Raw genomic sequence first — 14,790 nt, forward strand, 5'->3', positions numbered from 1 at the left:
GGCCCGCATCTAAAGCCCCCGAAAAACCCGCCAATAGAAAAGCCGCCGCCATGAACGTCCCGAGGACACACTATCCCGTGCAACCTGTTGCAACGGTGAGAACGAGACCCGCCGCACCCGTGCAATCAGTTGCAACGCAGCATGATGCCGGGTGGCCCCGCGACCAAGGCAAAGCGCACGACATCTTTGCCCGGCGCAAAGCTCGCATCGCTGATCGCTTCGCTGCTGGTCAGCGAACGAACTCTGATGTTCGCGCCTTTCTGAATGATCGGCAGGTGCGTCTTAGCGCGGCCTTGCGCGCCCTTGGGGGGAAACGCAGCCGTCAGCAAGCGGACGATCTGCGTGACACGGTCAACGCATGGCCCGAGGCATCTTGTCCGGTCCTATGGTTCTCCAAGCCGAAGCGCGTTGGCGGCTCGCGCCCGATCTGCATCCTGCCGCCGAATCTCAAGGCTGTGCATTACATGATAGCCGCCGTCATCGACGCGCATATGCCGCGTGACGGCTCGCTTTACGGCATTCCCGGGACAAGCCGTGACGGCGCAGCACGCGCCCTCAAGACACTTCAGAACTCCGGGTTCAGCCATCTCGCGAAAGCAGACATCAAGGACTGCTTCCAGAGCATAGACCCAGATTCACTCTATCAACTGCCACTACCAACGGAGGTGATACGCCGAACACTAGACCACCGATCGCTGACTTTTACGAGAACATCCGATGCGAATGCGAGGAGATCTGGTGCATCCTTCGGGTACTCTCGTGGGTCTTATGTGAGTTGCAATCCAAGCGGGCCGCAGGGCCTTATGCAGGGGTCCCCGGCGTCCAACATCATTCTCGCATGGCTACTTGGCGGTATTCCACGGGAAGATGATGTAGCTGTTCTTCTCTGCTTCGACAACATCGCCGTAGCAGGCCGAACCGCAGAGGATACCCGGGCGATGATGGACACCCTTGCCGACTTTTTTCGTCGGTGCCCGGCAGGTCCGCTTGAACTGCGAGACTGCGAATACTTCAGCGGCATAGGTGATCCGCTGGATTTCCTAGGTTACAGCTTCGATCCGGCAAAAGAAGATCCAGTTGTTTCGCCGCTTTCATTGGGCAATCTGGAACGATCTTTGTGCGTGGCCGAGGAAGAATATCAGACTCAGCGCCCCGTCTTGCCGAGTGCAATTTGGCATCTGCTTCGAGACGCCCGCAGCGGGTTTCCCGCAGCCGCTCAAAATGACCCCCACCTTATCCGGCTCGCCGAAAGTACGGCGGAGGTATTGCGGCCAGATTCAGGGCCATTGGTGGAATACCTACATGAGAACATCTTCGCTCCGAAGGGAACGCCCGAGGGGGATATTATTCATGCCATCCTCCTTTCCCACCCGCGCCCCTGCAAGAAAACGAATGAAAAACTATGACCGCGCTAATTATCATCGCCTACCTTGCCCTTGGCTGCTATTGGTGGAAGCGCATTGCAATCGCGATTCCTTCAAACGCCCAGCCCGAAAAATGGCAAACTGACCTCATAAATGCAGACCTCCGCGGCGATATCGCCCTGCTTGTGGTCAAGGGTATTTTTGTCCTGTTTTGGCCCTTGGCACTTTTCTTGGGCTGGCTGTCAGCGCGACTTCGCTAATTGCAACGGGTTGCACTGGAAGCGAACTCTATATCGCCGTTCCTTCCGTCACGCCCAGTTTACGGAATGAATTGAGTTTACCCGTCACACCAGTCTGCCGCCAGATGGCTCATTGCAAGCGGACACCACATCGGAACGGCGTCAACGCCGGTGCGTCATGAGAGGCTAGCCGGTCTCGTTCAGATAGGCGAAGACCGTCGCAGGATCTAGGCGCAGTGCGCGGCACACTTGAACAAATTCCACGATATCGAGCCGCCGCTCATAACCTTCCACCTTGGCAACGAAGGATTGTGGGCGGCCCAGCCGATCTGCCAACTCCTGCTGCGTGAGACCCACCGCTCTACGTTCAGAACGGAGAGCGTCAATGAGTTGTCGGTACTCCCTGTCGTAGATGGTCTTCGACAACCACACGCTCCTTGACCCGGCGTGTGGCAGTGGTTAATCCCAAAATAGAATTATCCCATTTTAGGATAATTTGTCAGATGGTTACGCCTCGCGGGTGGGCAAGCCACGTGGCTACACGAAAGCATTGGAGACTAAAGATGGTCAATGCACTCATTAGCGCGCTGAAGATTACGGTATTACTTGCAGTGCTGTACGCGGCGGCCTTCATCCACGGCTCGCTTGCAGTGTTGCTTCTCCTTGCAGCAATAGTTCTTGCCGCAGTTTCCATCATTCGTCCAATCCCCTCCTTTGGCTTGCCCACACGACGGTTTGGACTGGTCGCACTGATAACCGTTTCACTCTTGGGGTTGAGCATAGTGGGCAAGGCCGCGAGGCGCGAAAAGGAAGAACACCTCGCGGCCCTAAAGCTGTCTGACCCAGCTGCCTATCTGTCCGAGATTGAGCAGGACGGCGATCAGAATCGCTGGCTGAACGAGCTTGCTACGCTGGCGCCCGAACAGTTTGCAGCGGAAACAGCCCGGATCGAGTCAGAGAAAGCTGAGCAGGCCGAGTACACGGCGCGAATGGCCGCCGTCGAGGCGGAGCGTCGAGCTACTCAGAAACAGGTTGCAGATGCTCTGAAGTCTCGTGAGGAGGCCAGGGAACGGGAGTACGGCTTCCACTGTCTGTCTACATGGGACGGCTCGCACGCAGCCTTCAAAAAAGCTGTAAAGTCTGCGCTTCGTGCCCCTGATAGCTTCGAGCATGTCGAAACCGCGACTTTCCCGGTCAGCGCTGGACGGAACAGGATCGTTATGACCTATCGCGGACAGAATGGCTTTGGCGGCACAAATGTTGAACGCGCCATCGGGTCGTTCGACAACTCGACCTGCAATGCCCGCGTTGAGATGATCGAATGACAGAAATCGCCAGATTACAGAATAAATCGGGTTCGTCGTCACCAAACCATGCGTGCAATTGAGCAGTTGAAATTTCGCTAGATATTTCTCGTTCCGCGACAGCCCGGATAGCGAGAACAACCCCAAAATGCGCCACGGCGCCCTAATCTGCGGAGCATCCGCGCTCCACACGTCGGGCAAGATGGAGCCCCGGTGCTCGCATGAGATCGGGGCGCTGGCGAAGCAGGTAGATTCGGTGCGATAGGCGGCGGCACGGGACGCGGCGTAGCCGTAGACTTGATCGCTACCTTCGATGACGGAACACTTACCCCGAGCAGTCGCAAATCCTGCTCAGCCCGGGCCCGCTCTTCAAGGGCACGCATCAGTGCAGTATCTCCCCGAACTCTCGAGGGTAACGCATCCAATCGTGGTTTGGCGGTGCGAAGCGCGTTTAGGCCGTCCCGAATAGAGGTCTCGAGCTTCGCCTTATGGGTCGCATATTTCGATCTAAGTGCGCGCTCGTCGGTTACGTCCTGAGCGTTCGACGCTGGATTGTAGCGGAACCGCGCCTCGTGCGCTTTACGCCAGTCTACCAGCTTTTGGGTCATGACATCGCCGAAGCCCGGCACCGCGCGAACAGCGGACCACTCCACATCGGATGCAGTTTCGATGCCAAAGGAAATAAGTGTCACGGTCTTGGCCGGTCCTATGCCCGAGATATTCGCCCGCCGCACCTGAAACTGATCCAGATACGCCGCGCGCTGGCGGGCCTCACGGGTGGATTTGAAGCTGCGTAGATCTCGGGAGAGGTCATCGTCAACACGCTTGTATGCCGCGATTTCCGCATCCAGATCGGCGCGAACCTGCACAACCTCTGTCAGGTTGTTGCGGCGCATGAAGGCATCAAGTTCGGTTTGCACAGTGCTATCGGCCTTCTCGAACCGATCCACAAACGGGCGATCTGATACGTTCCGGGCGCCGAATATCGCGACACCCCAACCAGCAAGCCCGACCCAAAGAAACCAGACCGGAGTTGCAAAAGTAAGTCCGGCAGCGGCACCTGCGATCATCAGGAGGGCCGTGAGGACGTGACCGCGCTTCGCATTCTTCGCTTCTTGCAGTGCCGGACTAGCGCCGGGCGGTACGGTAATGGAAAGCGAAAGAACTTCCGATGCGGTCGGGAACTGAAACGCCAGGATCTCGCGTATCGCCTCCTCCGTACCGCGCACATCGGTCGAAATGTGTTGAGTGACGGAAGACAGGTCCGGGAACATGTCGAAGCCGCTTCTTGCGGCCAGACTACACCAGATGCACCCCTTGGCGTTGCTTGGGTAATAGTGGGACTTGACCTTGCCGCACCGGCTTAAGGAGCCTTCCAGTTTCGTCAGCACATCCACCCATTCCGCCGCATTCGGGCGGGACGAAGCATCCAACCCAAAGGCGCGCTCAAAGGCGGAACTGATAGGGGCCGGAAACAGGTCAAGGGTCAGCGCCCCGGGCGGCGGACTGGTCTGTGTTTCGGATCGGCGATGCACGGAGAACGCGAACCTGTTCGTGGCGATGGATTCCCCCATCGACAATTCAGGCCCCTTGTAAATTCCGGCGTAAGGGTGCCGCCCCATGAAGAGAAGGTGAAAGATCGCAACCGCCAGACCGAAGTTGTCGTGCTGAAGAGTGCGCGTCACGGTGCCGAGGTTGATGCCATGAAGTTCGGGAGGTGTGAAATCTTCTACGCCAACAAGGCAAGGGTAAGTCTTGCCGTTCATGCTGAACTGAAAGCTGTCCGCGTCGATCAGTGCGGCGGTTGCCTCCGGCGATACCAGCACTCCCGAGTGGTTCAGATCGCCGATGACACATCCGGTCTGATGCACCTTGCCAACAGCGCGCGCGACGTTAAGCGCGGCCCGCACGACAAACCGAAAATCAGCTTTCGGAAAATGGCGTTGCCGGGATTTCGGACTGTAAAGCTCATGTAGGGGGCGGTATCCCGACACGAGGCGCATTAGAAACCCCAGAAACCTGCCGCTAGAATCGGTCGCTATCTCCCGTGGATAGGCGACAAGATCGGTCTTGGCGGCAAGGCCACCGAGGACCATCGCGCGCACCTTGCTTTCGCGTGATACCCGAAGATCTGCACCGTAAATCTTTACCGCTTGCCCGACCCGGCCAGTGACCGCGAAAACCTCGCCCTCGCCGCCCCCGCCTATTCTTTCGCCAAGCTGAAACCGCGATGCTCCGACCACAATCTCCCGCATGGTCACACGCCCGACAGCAGAACCAACGTTTTGTCATCGTCGGTTCGTTCACAGACCGAAGGTCCGGCGAGATAGCTTCGCAGTTTCGTGGACAGTTCCGAGAGCTTCCCCGATGCGGATGCACCATCGACAGGGCGCATCATCGGATTGAAGAATCCGGGATGTGCCCGCCTGTCCACGACGGAAAGCGCCAGATCGCCAACACCATCAGAGAAAAGAGCGAAGGCGTCGTGCTGCCGCTCTTGGCGGATGATGTTCAAGCGGGGCTCGGGATCGTCCGTGACGAAAAACGTGGTCGAGGCATACTCGCCATTTTCAGGCCAGCAGACCGCATCCCAATCCGATCCACAACGCCCGACAATCGCACTATCCCCAATGTGCAGAGCAAGAATTTCCGTCGGCGCAATCAGAAGGGCCGCCAATGTCGCTGCGAATTGCCGGGGCGATGTCTCCCGCCGATCCGCCGCGATCATAATCCGGTCTCGAACCTCGTCGATCCAGTCTTTCAGCGTATCGTCATCCGGCAGAGCCGCATTCTCTGAAAACCATTCTCGGAATCGAACCTTGAGCACGCGGCACGTAAGCCATGCGCCGGAAAATCCGAACTTCGCGCTTCCCGCCCCATCCGACACGATGGAGAGCACGTATCCGTTGCCGACGACCGAGACGGAATACGCATCTTGCAGCCTGTCACCTGATCGAATGTGCGAAGTGCCTATCTCGGACGCGGCCGCCCAACGCCACGCCATTCCGTTCAACCTGCGACCGCCCAGCCGTCCGGTGCGGTCGGGTTCGCAAGCGCAACCTGATCACCGGGGTTCGATTGCGACACGGCGCTAAGAGAACTGGAAAGCCATTTGAACAGTTCCTTGAACGCGAGCCCCTTGAGCTTGAGCGGCTGCCGTGTGGCAATCTGCGAGAGGACGCTCATATCGGCACCCTCCACACCTACGGCATAGAACATGAACTCCTTACGTTCTTCCCCATCATGGACGCGACGCTTCGCCTCGTTCCAACTATCAGTCGGTGCACCGTCGGTAATCAGGAATACCCAAGGCCGGAAAATCTTGAGGCCGTTCGCCCGGATATGGTCCTTGCGGGTACGTAGCATATCCAAACCCGTCACAATCGCCTCGCCCAAAGGGGTTGCACCAGTCGGTTGCAGCGCTTCGGGGTAGAATTGATCCACGGTGGCAAACTCGTGCCGTACCTCCACGGGGCCGAAAGTCACCATCGCCAGTTCGACTCGCTTCGCAGCGAGCGAATCCCCGATCAGTTCTTGACGAAGGGTAGCAAGCCCTTCGTTCAGCTCGGAAATGGGCGCGCCGCTCATAGAGCCAGACGTGTCCAGCAGCAACAGGACGGGGCATCTGGGCTCGGGGTTCTCTGCAAGCTGCGCGTCGAAAAATGGTTCCTGCTCAAAGTCGGTCATCGCGAATCCTGCTTCCTTCAGGTGATTTTTCCCGTGCTGTAGGGAAAAGCCATAGCATAGCAATGGCGAATATGAAGTCTCTTCGAGCGTTGTAACGGCAGGTTTTAGGATCACGTCGCGGTTTCTTCCTGCAAATCTGGTCAGAGGTTCCGCACACAACGGCGAAAAATCGAGACTAGAAGCGGAGGACGTAATAAAATCGTTTATATTCAGATTGTAACGACCTCCACATGTCTTCACATGCCTTCCGGTCCATCCGCGCCATTGAGAATTTTGGCAGGGTTCGTCTCTCGAATACTTTCTACATGCGCGACTTCCTGCACAGCGAGATCAGTCAATTCGAGGGCATCCCCAACCTGCCATCTGATCCCGAACTCGCCATCCGTGCCGGTAAACGTCTCTGCGAAGACCTACTGGAACCGCTCCAGGACACGTTCGGGCGCATCGCCATTCGCTCCGCCTACCGGTCCGCGACCATCAACGACATCGGGCACCGGAAAGGCTACGGCTGCGCCAGCAATTGGCGGAACTTCGCACGGCACATCTGGGACGTCCGGGACGAGAACGGCGCGTTCGGGGCCACGGCCTGCATCGTCATCCCATGGTTCGCTGATCGCTACGCGGCGGGCGACGACTGGCGGGCGCTGGCGGGGTGGATACATGACCACCTGCCCTATTCCGAGATGTGCTTCTATCCGCGCCTCTGCGCCTTCAACATCGCGTGGCATGAACTGCCCAAACGCATCACTCGCAGCTACATCGACCCAAAGGGCGTGCTGAAAACTTTCGACACGCCCAGTTCCACCGCCTCCCACGCTGACTGGTATTGCCACTGGGGAGAGCGATATTTGCAACCCGTTGCACCGGGGTGAGCACGCCAACTTTTGACACCCGCAGTCCCTGCTCTTTTTTATAATGTCGCCATGATTTCCCGCACCTCTACGGCACTCTTAATCTCGGCGTAGAGATCAACATCTTGATCAGGCGCAGAAATTGAAATGACAAGCGCATATCGCCCCTTGTCATTGAATCTCTTCTGACCGGGATGGGTCTTCCACCAGCCAGTAACAGGATAAACCCCGACGGCATCATGTAGCGCGAGGTCAATTGCCCGCCCGCGCCATAAGTCACAGTGTAGGGACCCCGCCTGAGCAGCATTCGAACCGAGGAGCCAGTAGTCGCCTTCCTGCTGCGGCCCGGAAGTATCTTTCTCCTGCTGGCCTGAAACCCGGCGTTTGAACTGCTCCTTTGTGTCGGATCGCTTTTTCATTGCGAACCGGAGACCGAAGGAGCGATAGGTCTCGGGACGGGTCGCCGCGCGGCCCGACAGGTTCGGCTCGACGAAGTAGGAAAGCGTCACTTTCATGGTGACAATTCCGTTTTCTATCTTTTCGAGCGCCGCCTTGGGCCACGGCAGGTCATAGAAGTGCATCTCGTTGAAGACCGGCCCGCCGCTTTCGCCGGTCACGAAGGGCTGAATTGGGGCCTGTGCGATCAGCGTCACGTCATTGCTTGCCGAGTTTATGGCGCGTTGAAGATCGGGAACACCGTATCCGACTTCTCGCAGGATCGCTTGCTTCGCGGCTTTGGTCCCGGTCTTCCAATGCTGTCCGGTGCCGATCAGCCGCTTGCGTATCGGTTCGGGCCAATGCGCAGAGTCAACAGCAAGTGCCCTGTGCGTCTCAGGCCAAAGGTCAGGCAATGCGGCCTGCAGCGCGCCCACGAAGTGCCCCGCCATCCCCGCCGCCGCGCTGGTGGCACAGAACGGCACAAGCGGCTCATGCAGGACATTGGAACCCGGAGCGAGAAGGGAAACCGACGGCTCCCATCCGCAATCCCCGGCAGCGTTGGCAATCATATTGCCTGCCTCGAACAGCACCTCGGGCTTGATCGGAGTGAGGTCGGACGAAAGCGTCTGTGAACCCAAGCTGAACGGGCTGCGGTGGTTTGCGGGTACGACCGGCTTCAACCCCGGCGGATTCGCGGGCGGCGTCTCCTTGCGGGTGAAACCGCCGATGGTGAGCGCGTTCCAGCTTTGTGACGGGTCTTCGAGAGGATGCGAAAGCCGGACATGGTCGAGCTTCCCTCCCGGCATGTTGCCGGTCGCCACGACCATCAGCCGTTTAGGCCGCTCGGCCGCCGGAACACCTTCTGCCTGATCGCCGGGCATTGAGCCCGACGCGATCTGATCCAATGCGCCGCTCCAACTGGACGGCCTTCCCGGCGGAAAATCACAGGCCGAGTTGGCAAGGCAAAACGCGCGGCGCACGTTCGGCCTCTCTGCCTCCACCAGCGCAATCGCACCTTCGGTCACGACGCCATAGCTCGGCGGCTTTGTCTTCGGAAAGCCCCTTGGCGGCAGCAGCTTCATGGACTCGACGGTATGGGTAAGCTGCACCTGCCGCGTGTCGTTCATCAGGGGCTCAAGATCGCCGTAAAGCGCCAACCCGGCAAGTGGCGTGCCGTGCCCGCCATGGGGGTGGTGATCGTCTGCACCCCATGCCGCATCATAGGCCCAAGCCCCACGCAAGGCAGGTGCGATGAGCGGGTGTTGCGCTGCAACACCCGTGTCCAAAGCGCAGACCGCGTTGGCGTCCGGCGGCGGCGGAACGATGCGCTTAGCAAGATCTGAGGTCCAATCCTGCGGTCCCAAACCCGTCGCGCCCCGGTCGATGAATGGTTCAATCGTCCCCGTTGCCTTCCTGATCTCTGTCACGGCCCCCGGGATACGCCCGACGAACCCGGTAATTCCTTCGGCCGAGGCGTGAACGAAAAGCACCGTGGTGTCGGGAAAGAGGAGCCGGTCTTCGTGAACGTCGAGCGCCGCCAGCCGCGCCGCCGCCGCGACCCCTGCCGCGATTCTGCCGTCATGCCGGACCCAAAGCTCCCACCACAGGGGTTCAGGGGACGCGAAATCGACACTGCCGACAAACAGGGCATGGACCTCGGCGGCACGGATGGTTTCCACCCGCTCGAACTTTTCCACGTCTGCCGGAGGTTGATTGCCCCGTGGTTGCCCATACGAGCGAATGCGCTCTTGCAAAAAGGCGCGGGCGTCATCCGGCACAAAGAGGAGCGCGCTTTCCGTGCGGTCGTCACGCCGCTCCGACCGCAGCACAAACACGTCCTGCGTAGGGAACTCCAACCCTTTCGGCAACTTCACGGCTTGGACACGACCGCCCTCCACCGGCGGCATGGTGCCCACTTCGACGATGACACCAGCTTTCAGCCCCTCCACAGGCAAGCGGACATCTTGCCCGGCAATGGGAATATCCCCGAGGGCTATGGTCAGTTGATCGAGAAGAGCTTTTGAATGCGCCGCATAATCATCCCGGAGCGGCTTGGGATCTATTTTCCGCCGTGGGTAGGAATAGGCGATCCCATCCCGAAACACATCGAATGAGATATGAACATGCTTGCGCGCACCGAAATCACCTTGCTCCGCCATCAGACCCTGCTCTGCTATTCAATAGCCCAATCACTCACGCTCTACGGGCAAGCTACAGATCGGAGCCCTTCCGAAACTTGCCTTTGAACGTCTGGCGATCATGCAGAGCGGCGCGCAGCACGTCAGCCGAAATCTTTGTCGCACCGTCAATAATTGCGTCTTTTACCACGGAATCCGCCGCCCGGACCAGCTCACCCGGACTCAATCCCGCAAGCGCCGGAGCCAAAGCGGACCATGACCGAGTGTTCAACTTGAACTTGCCGAGCCGCTTTTCGATGATTTTGCGCGCGGCCACCGGATCAGGCAGCAGATATTCGACAACCTCATCGAAACGTCTCGCCAGCGCCCCGTCCAGAATTTCGACGTGGTTTGTCGCAGCCAGCACAAGGCTATCCGTGGAGTTAGGCTCCTCCATGAAGGCCAGCACCGAGTTCAGCACCCGGCGGATTTCGCCCACATCATTCGGGTCGCCTCGGCGCGCACCGATGGCGTCGAATTCGTCCAGAAGATAAACGCCCCGGGTCTGCGCGATCTGATCGAACAGAACACGCATTTTTGCGGCCGTCTCGCCAAAGTAACGGCTGAACAGGGATTCCAGCCGGACAGTGAACAAGGGGAGTCGGAGTTCCCCGGCCAACGCCGAGGCCGTCATGGTCTTGCCTGTGCCCGGTGGCCCGACAAGAAGGAGATGGGTCGCGGGCTTTTGTCCGAAGTCCCGAAGCGTGGCACGCTCCTGCTGCTGTCGCACGACACGAGCCAGACGGTTTCGCACATCATCCGCCAGCACCATGCTCGCCAAGGTGGTTTTGGGATAGGTGCTTTCGACAAGCCCCTGAAGCTCGCCGCGCGGTCGGGCCATCGGAATCGGGGTCTGCCCGCCCGCCGGAGCCCCAAGGCGGCGCTGGTCGCGGGCCTTCTGCACGAGGCGCTTCAGCTTCTCCGCGTCATCGGGTTTCCCCTCACGAGCCTGCTGTGCCGCGATCTGCAATGCCACCGAAAGAAACTGATCTTCGTCGCCCTCAATGTGCGAATTAAGAAGGGCGAGAATCTGCCGGGTCGTCATCATGCTCGCCTCCCTTCGGCGCTTAAGCTAACGCCCCACTTCACTGTTAGTCTTCGCGTGCAACCAGTTGCAATTCACTTACACGACCACCGCCGAACGTGCCACGTGGAATGACGTTCGGCGCAAGTAACAATAACGCACCGAATCTGCAGCGTCACAGCCAATATCCACTACCCACGTACAGCCAAGCTGACGCCAAAAGGTGGACGAAAAGGTGGATTAAGCAAAGAGAAACCCACGCAACCGCTTGAAGTTGCGTGGGTTTTCGCTGGATAGTGGTGCCGGTGAAGGGACTCGAACCCCCGACCCCATCATTACGAATGACGTGCTCTACCAGCTGAGCTACACCGGCACTTCCTTTGTGCCGCGCCGGATAGCAGGTTCCGGCGCGGGCGAAAAGGGGGGATCAGTACTTTTTCCCCATGACCCGCGGATCATCTTCCGGCGGCTCGACATCGGGGCGCACCGGCAGCACGTCCAGATCGCCCGCGACGGCGCGCGCGGTGCCCGTGGCGGGCCGGGACGCGGGGGGAATGATCGCAGCGGGCGGAACCTCCGGTTCGGGGTCCGTCACGGTCATCGCGGGTTCGGACTGACTGCTGACGGGCGTGACACGGCGGTAATCCGATTCGCGCGGCACCATGCCCGGCGCGACATCGGCCACCTCGGTCTTGGCCACCGGTTCGGGCGGGACCGGGACGGCAGAGCTGTCACGCGGCGCGCTTTCCATCGGCTTGGCGGGCGCGTCGGCCGCGTCCTTGCCGTTCTCGCGCGGCGTCGAGGGCGAACCCACCAGCAGCGGCAGCAGCTCGACGCTGTTGCGCACCAGCCCGGCCGAGGCGGTCGCGCTGTCCGGCTCGCGCCAGGTCAGCGTGTCGAAGCCGCCGCAGCTGTCACAGACCGGGGCCCAGTCGGACATGACGTTGTGGCACTTGTCACAGACCCATTGCGGGCCGCGGCTGGACACCATCGCCTTGGCTAGAATGCCGCGCACGACGGAATCGTCCGCGCCCTCGCCCCGTTCGACCGCCGCCAGGATCGACAACGACCGCACGGTCGGGTGCTTCTGGGCAAGGTCGCCAAGCGCCCGACGGGCACCCGGGAAATCCTCGGCGGCAAGCAGCAGCTCGGCGCGGAGAAGGCGGGATTCCTCGTTGTCGGGGTTCTTCGAGATCAGATCCTCGAACCGGCGCAGGCGCGCGGCCGGAGTCTCGTCCGGGACGATCTCGGCATAGGTCGCCGCAATCGAGGGATGGGGCCGCACGCTCCAGGTCTTTTGCAGGACGCGCGTCGCGTTGCGGAAATCGTTCTGCGCGATATAGCTGCGCGCCGCGAGCACCGCCGCCGGGATCAGGTCCGGGCTGGCGCGGTTGGCGGAAATCGCGGCCTCGCGCGCGCTGATGGAATTGCCCTCGGCCAGAACCTCGGACGCCTCTTTCAGGGCAAGCACCGCATCGCGGCGGATATGGACGTCCTGCGGCAGCTGACCCTGCTTGCGCTTGTCCTTCAGAACGCCGCGCGCGCCCTTCCAGTCGCCCTGCCGGGTCTGAAGCTGCAGCAGCGTGTCCTGCACCTCGGTATGCCTGGGTTTCAGCGCATAGGCCTTTTCGGCCAGTTTCAGCGCGGTGGCGGTATCGCCCTCGTCCAGCTTCTGGCGCATCAGCCCGCGGATGCCGACGAAGCGGGTCCGGTCATCGGACAGCAGCCGGCGATAGATCTCGCCCGCCTTGCGCGAATCGCCCGCGACTTCGGCGGCCTGGGCAGCCAGAAGATCGGTCAGATGCGGCTTTTTCAGGAACTTGGCCGCCTTGTGGGCCTTGTCCTGCGCCAACCGCCCCTCGCCCGAGGCGACGGCGAGCATCCCTTCGGACAGGGCCTCATAACCCTTGCGCTCGCGCGAGCGGGCGAAATAGCGGTTGATCGCGGTTTCGTCGCCCATCAGGAAGCGGACAAAGGCCAGCGCGAACCCGACCAGCTTGACCACAAGCCAGCCCAACAGGAACAGCAGGATCAGGCCGATCAGCGCCTGGACCGGGCCGAGCACGTATTCCGTCCCGCCATAGACCATGCGCAGCCCGTGGCCGGTTTCGGCCAGCTGGACGGCACCCAGGGTCACGGCCAGAACGACCGCGAAGAAAATCAGGATTTTCAGAGCAGAAAGCAACATGGCGGGTCCCTTACCTGCTACCCGCGGCCAGTTCGGCCAGCGCGGCATTGGCTTCGACCCAGACGCGGGCGCGACCGGTCCAGACCGACATCGCCTGCTGTCCCTCTTGCGGCAGGGCGCCGATCTGGGCGAGCGCCTTGTTTATGTCGCCCGCCTCGACGGCGGCATTGGCACGCGACAGGATCGCGTCGGGATCGTTGCCGTCGCGCGGCTCGATCGAGCGCGCACCGGTTTGGACGCGCAGGAAGTTCCCGATGGCCTGCATCGGCCCGGTCGCCCCTGCCCCCGCCTCAAGCGAGGCGCGCAGCCCGTCGCGGGCACTGACGGCAAAGCCCGAGCGCAGCTCGTCAAGGCTGGGCACGTCCCCGGTCAGCACGGCGGGCACCTGGATGCCGGCGGCGGACAGATCGGCAAGCGCCTGTTCGCGCGGGCCCTTGGTCTCGATCGCGGTCTGAAGCGCGGTCGCGGCGGTTGCGGCCTGCGCGCGGCGGTTCGCGTCGGCGGTGCTTTTCTGCAATTCCTCGGTCTGGCGGGCCAGGGTCTGGACCTGCTCGGCGGTGGCGGGGTCGACCACGGGCCGGGCGGCCAGTTCGTCGATCCGAGCCTGCTGTTCGCTGACGCGGGCGGCCAGCGCATCCAGCGCCTCTTGCGAGACGCCGGGCGGCGCGACGGGAGTGACGGCAACCGGGGCCGCGGGGGCGGTTTCGCCACCGGAGGCAGCAGGTGCAGGCGCAGCCGGACGGTTCGCCAGTTCGGCCAGCGCAGTTTCCAGCGAGGCGATCCTGTCGGTCACCTGCGCAGGCAGTTCGGCCGGTTGCGGAGGCGCGGCATCGGCAAGGGCCTGCCGGGCGGCATCTGCCCCGGCCTGGGCCGAGCGGTCGGCCAGCGTTTCGACCTGGGCCTGGATCTCGCCGCGAGCGGCATCTGCACCGGCCTGACGCGCGGCCTCGATCTGGGCGGCGGGATCGACGACCTCGCCCCCCGGGCGCAGCGACGGCGGAAGGTTCGGGATCGCCCAATAAGTCGCGGCGGCACCAAGCCCGGCCGCGACGATGCCGCCCAGGAACAGCGGGAAGAACCCGGCACGGCGGATCTCGACACGGGTTTCGACCCGCGGCTCGGGTTTCGTCTCGGGCTTCGTCTCGGAGAGGGGCTGGCTGCGCGGAAGCGTATCGCTGGTGGTGCCGAAGGGCGTCGGGGTCGCGGGCGTGGCGGCATCCGGCTTTTTGCCAGCCTCGTCGATCTTGGCCGCAGGCACCGCCTTGACGGGATCGGTCACCGTGGCGGCCTTCACGGGCTCGGGGCGCTTCGTGGCGGGCTCAACCGCGCCGGGCTTGCCGACCAGGGACGATTCGACCTGAGGTTTCGGGTCGGTCTTCGCGGTTTCTGCCGTGGTATCCGTCACGACCGGACGGCTTTCCAGAACCGCACCCGAGACGGGTTTCTTCTTGCCCTTTCCGGGGGTCGCGGGCGTGTCGCTGGGCTTTTGTTCTGGCTCGTTCACTGTCATTCCCCGTT

At 61.4% G+C, this 14,790-nt stretch carries 12 protein-coding genes and 1 tRNA gene; 4 read left to right on the forward strand and 9 right to left on the reverse strand.

Features of this window, described 5'->3' with window-relative positions; translation table 11 throughout:
• The first annotated feature begins 50 nt into the window (after nucleotides 1-50).
• The gene (locus ACO2Q4_RS12885) at nucleotides 51-1,406 is read left to right on the forward strand and encodes a reverse transcriptase domain-containing protein (protein ID WP_423319712.1); all 1,356 of its coding nucleotides are present in this window, start codon (nucleotides 51-53) and stop codon (nucleotides 1,404-1,406) included.
• Entirely contained in the window at nucleotides 1,403-1,624 is a 222-nt protein-coding gene (locus ACO2Q4_RS12890; protein ID WP_423319715.1) for a hypothetical protein, read from the forward strand. The genes ACO2Q4_RS12885 and ACO2Q4_RS12890 overlap by 4 nt, the downstream gene beginning before the upstream one ends.
• Before the next feature lie 165 nt (nucleotides 1,625-1,789).
• Here ACO2Q4_RS12890 and ACO2Q4_RS12895 read toward each other — a convergent pair whose 3' ends face one another.
• Nucleotides 1,790-2,029 (reverse strand): helix-turn-helix domain-containing protein, encoded by a 240-nt coding sequence (locus tag ACO2Q4_RS12895; RefSeq protein WP_423319717.1) that lies wholly within the window; start codon nucleotides 2,027-2,029, stop codon nucleotides 1,790-1,792.
• Between the two features lie 137 nt (nucleotides 2,030-2,166).
• Here ACO2Q4_RS12895 and ACO2Q4_RS12900 point away from each other — a divergent pair, with 137 nt between their 5' ends.
• On the forward strand, nucleotides 2,167-2,928 hold the full coding sequence (locus ACO2Q4_RS12900; RefSeq protein ID WP_423319719.1) for a hypothetical protein: 762 nt from the start codon (nucleotides 2,167-2,169) through the stop codon (nucleotides 2,926-2,928).
• A 77-nt stretch (nucleotides 2,929-3,005) separates the two neighbouring features.
• Here ACO2Q4_RS12900 and ACO2Q4_RS12905 read toward each other — a convergent pair whose 3' ends face one another.
• Genes ACO2Q4_RS12905 through ACO2Q4_RS12915 form a run of 3 tightly spaced genes read right to left on the reverse strand, consistent with a single transcriptional unit; the run spans nucleotide 3,006 to nucleotide 6,594 of the window.
• On the reverse strand, nucleotides 3,006-5,162 hold the full coding sequence (locus ACO2Q4_RS12905) for a topoisomerase DNA-binding C4 zinc finger domain-containing protein (protein WP_423319721.1): 2,157 nt from the start codon (nucleotides 5,160-5,162) through the stop codon (nucleotides 3,006-3,008).
• A 2-nt stretch (nucleotides 5,163-5,164) separates the two neighbouring features.
• Nucleotides 5,165-5,911: a PP2C family serine/threonine-protein phosphatase gene (locus ACO2Q4_RS12910; RefSeq protein ID WP_423319723.1), complete on the reverse strand. Its 747-nt coding sequence runs from the start codon at nucleotides 5,909-5,911 to the stop codon at nucleotides 5,165-5,167.
• Nucleotides 5,912-5,916: 5 nt separating this feature from the next.
• On the reverse strand, nucleotides 5,917-6,594 hold the full coding sequence (locus ACO2Q4_RS12915; protein ID WP_423319725.1) for a vWA domain-containing protein: 678 nt from the start codon (nucleotides 6,592-6,594) through the stop codon (nucleotides 5,917-5,919).
• A 230-nt stretch (nucleotides 6,595-6,824) separates the two neighbouring features.
• On the opposite strand from ACO2Q4_RS12915, the gene ACO2Q4_RS12920 reads away from it, so the two are divergent.
• Nucleotides 6,825-7,466: a hypothetical protein gene (locus ACO2Q4_RS12920; protein WP_423319727.1), complete on the forward strand. Its 642-nt coding sequence runs from the start codon at nucleotides 6,825-6,827 to the stop codon at nucleotides 7,464-7,466.
• Between the two features lie 38 nt (nucleotides 7,467-7,504).
• Here the strand turns inward: ACO2Q4_RS12920 and ACO2Q4_RS12925 are convergent, their stop codons facing one another.
• The 5 genes from ACO2Q4_RS12925 to ACO2Q4_RS12945 form a co-directional block, all read right to left on the reverse strand.
• Nucleotides 7,505-10,042 carry a S8 family peptidase gene (locus ACO2Q4_RS12925; RefSeq protein ID WP_423319729.1) on the reverse strand — a complete coding sequence of 846 codons (2,538 nt, stop codon included), beginning with the start codon at nucleotides 10,040-10,042 and terminating at the stop codon, nucleotides 7,505-7,507.
• Between the two features lie 52 nt (nucleotides 10,043-10,094).
• Nucleotides 10,095-11,108 carry an AAA family ATPase gene (locus ACO2Q4_RS12930; protein WP_423319731.1) on the reverse strand — a complete coding sequence of 338 codons (1,014 nt, stop codon included), beginning with the start codon at nucleotides 11,106-11,108 and terminating at the stop codon, nucleotides 10,095-10,097.
• A 273-nt stretch (nucleotides 11,109-11,381) separates the two neighbouring features.
• A tRNA-Thr gene (locus ACO2Q4_RS12935) sits at nucleotides 11,382-11,457 on the reverse strand.
• A gap of 54 nt (nucleotides 11,458-11,511) precedes the next feature.
• Complete coding sequence (locus ACO2Q4_RS12940) at nucleotides 11,512-13,272, reverse strand: heme biosynthesis protein HemY (RefSeq protein ID WP_395130952.1); 1,761 nt, start codon at nucleotides 13,270-13,272, stop codon at nucleotides 11,512-11,514.
• Nucleotides 13,273-13,282: 10 nt separating this feature from the next.
• Nucleotides 13,283-14,782 carry a hypothetical protein gene (locus ACO2Q4_RS12945; protein ID WP_423319733.1) on the reverse strand — a complete coding sequence of 500 codons (1,500 nt, stop codon included), beginning with the start codon at nucleotides 14,780-14,782 and terminating at the stop codon, nucleotides 13,283-13,285.
• Between the last annotated feature and the right edge of the window lie 8 nt (nucleotides 14,783-14,790).

Origin of the sequence: Paracoccus sp. KR1-242 (genome assembly GCF_049446195.1) — a bacterium.
Lineage (GTDB): Bacteria > Pseudomonadota > Alphaproteobacteria > Rhodobacterales > Rhodobacteraceae > Paracoccus > Paracoccus broussonetiae.

Coding starts and splice junctions, on each gene's coding strand:
- ACO2Q4_RS12885 (WP_423319712.1), top strand. CDS start 51: ATGAACGTCCCGAGGACACACTATCCCGTGCAACCTGTTGCAACGGTG.
- ACO2Q4_RS12890 (WP_423319715.1), top strand. CDS start 1,403: ATGACCGCGCTAATTATCATCGCCTACCTTGCCCTTGGCTGCTATTGG.
- ACO2Q4_RS12900 (WP_423319719.1), top strand. CDS start 2,167: ATGGTCAATGCACTCATTAGCGCGCTGAAGATTACGGTATTACTTGCA.
- ACO2Q4_RS12905 (WP_423319721.1), bottom strand. CDS start 5,162: ATGCGGGAGATTGTGGTCGGAGCATCGCGGTTTCAGCTTGGCGAAAGA.
- ACO2Q4_RS12910 (WP_423319723.1), bottom strand. CDS start 5,911: ATGGCGTGGCGTTGGGCGGCCGCGTCCGAGATAGGCACTTCGCACATT.
- ACO2Q4_RS12915 (WP_423319725.1), bottom strand. CDS start 6,594: ATGACCGACTTTGAGCAGGAACCATTTTTCGACGCGCAGCTTGCAGAG.
- ACO2Q4_RS12920 (WP_423319727.1), top strand. CDS start 6,825: ATGTCTTCACATGCCTTCCGGTCCATCCGCGCCATTGAGAATTTTGGC.
- ACO2Q4_RS12925 (WP_423319729.1), bottom strand. CDS start 10,042: ATGGCGGAGCAAGGTGATTTCGGTGCGCGCAAGCATGTTCATATCTCA.
- ACO2Q4_RS12930 (WP_423319731.1), bottom strand. CDS start 11,108: ATGATGACGACCCGGCAGATTCTCGCCCTTCTTAATTCGCACATTGAG.
- ACO2Q4_RS12940 (WP_395130952.1), bottom strand. CDS start 13,272: ATGTTGCTTTCTGCTCTGAAAATCCTGATTTTCTTCGCGGTCGTTCTG.
- ACO2Q4_RS12945 (WP_423319733.1), bottom strand. CDS start 14,782: ATGACAGTGAACGAGCCAGAACAAAAGCCCAGCGACACGCCCGCGACC.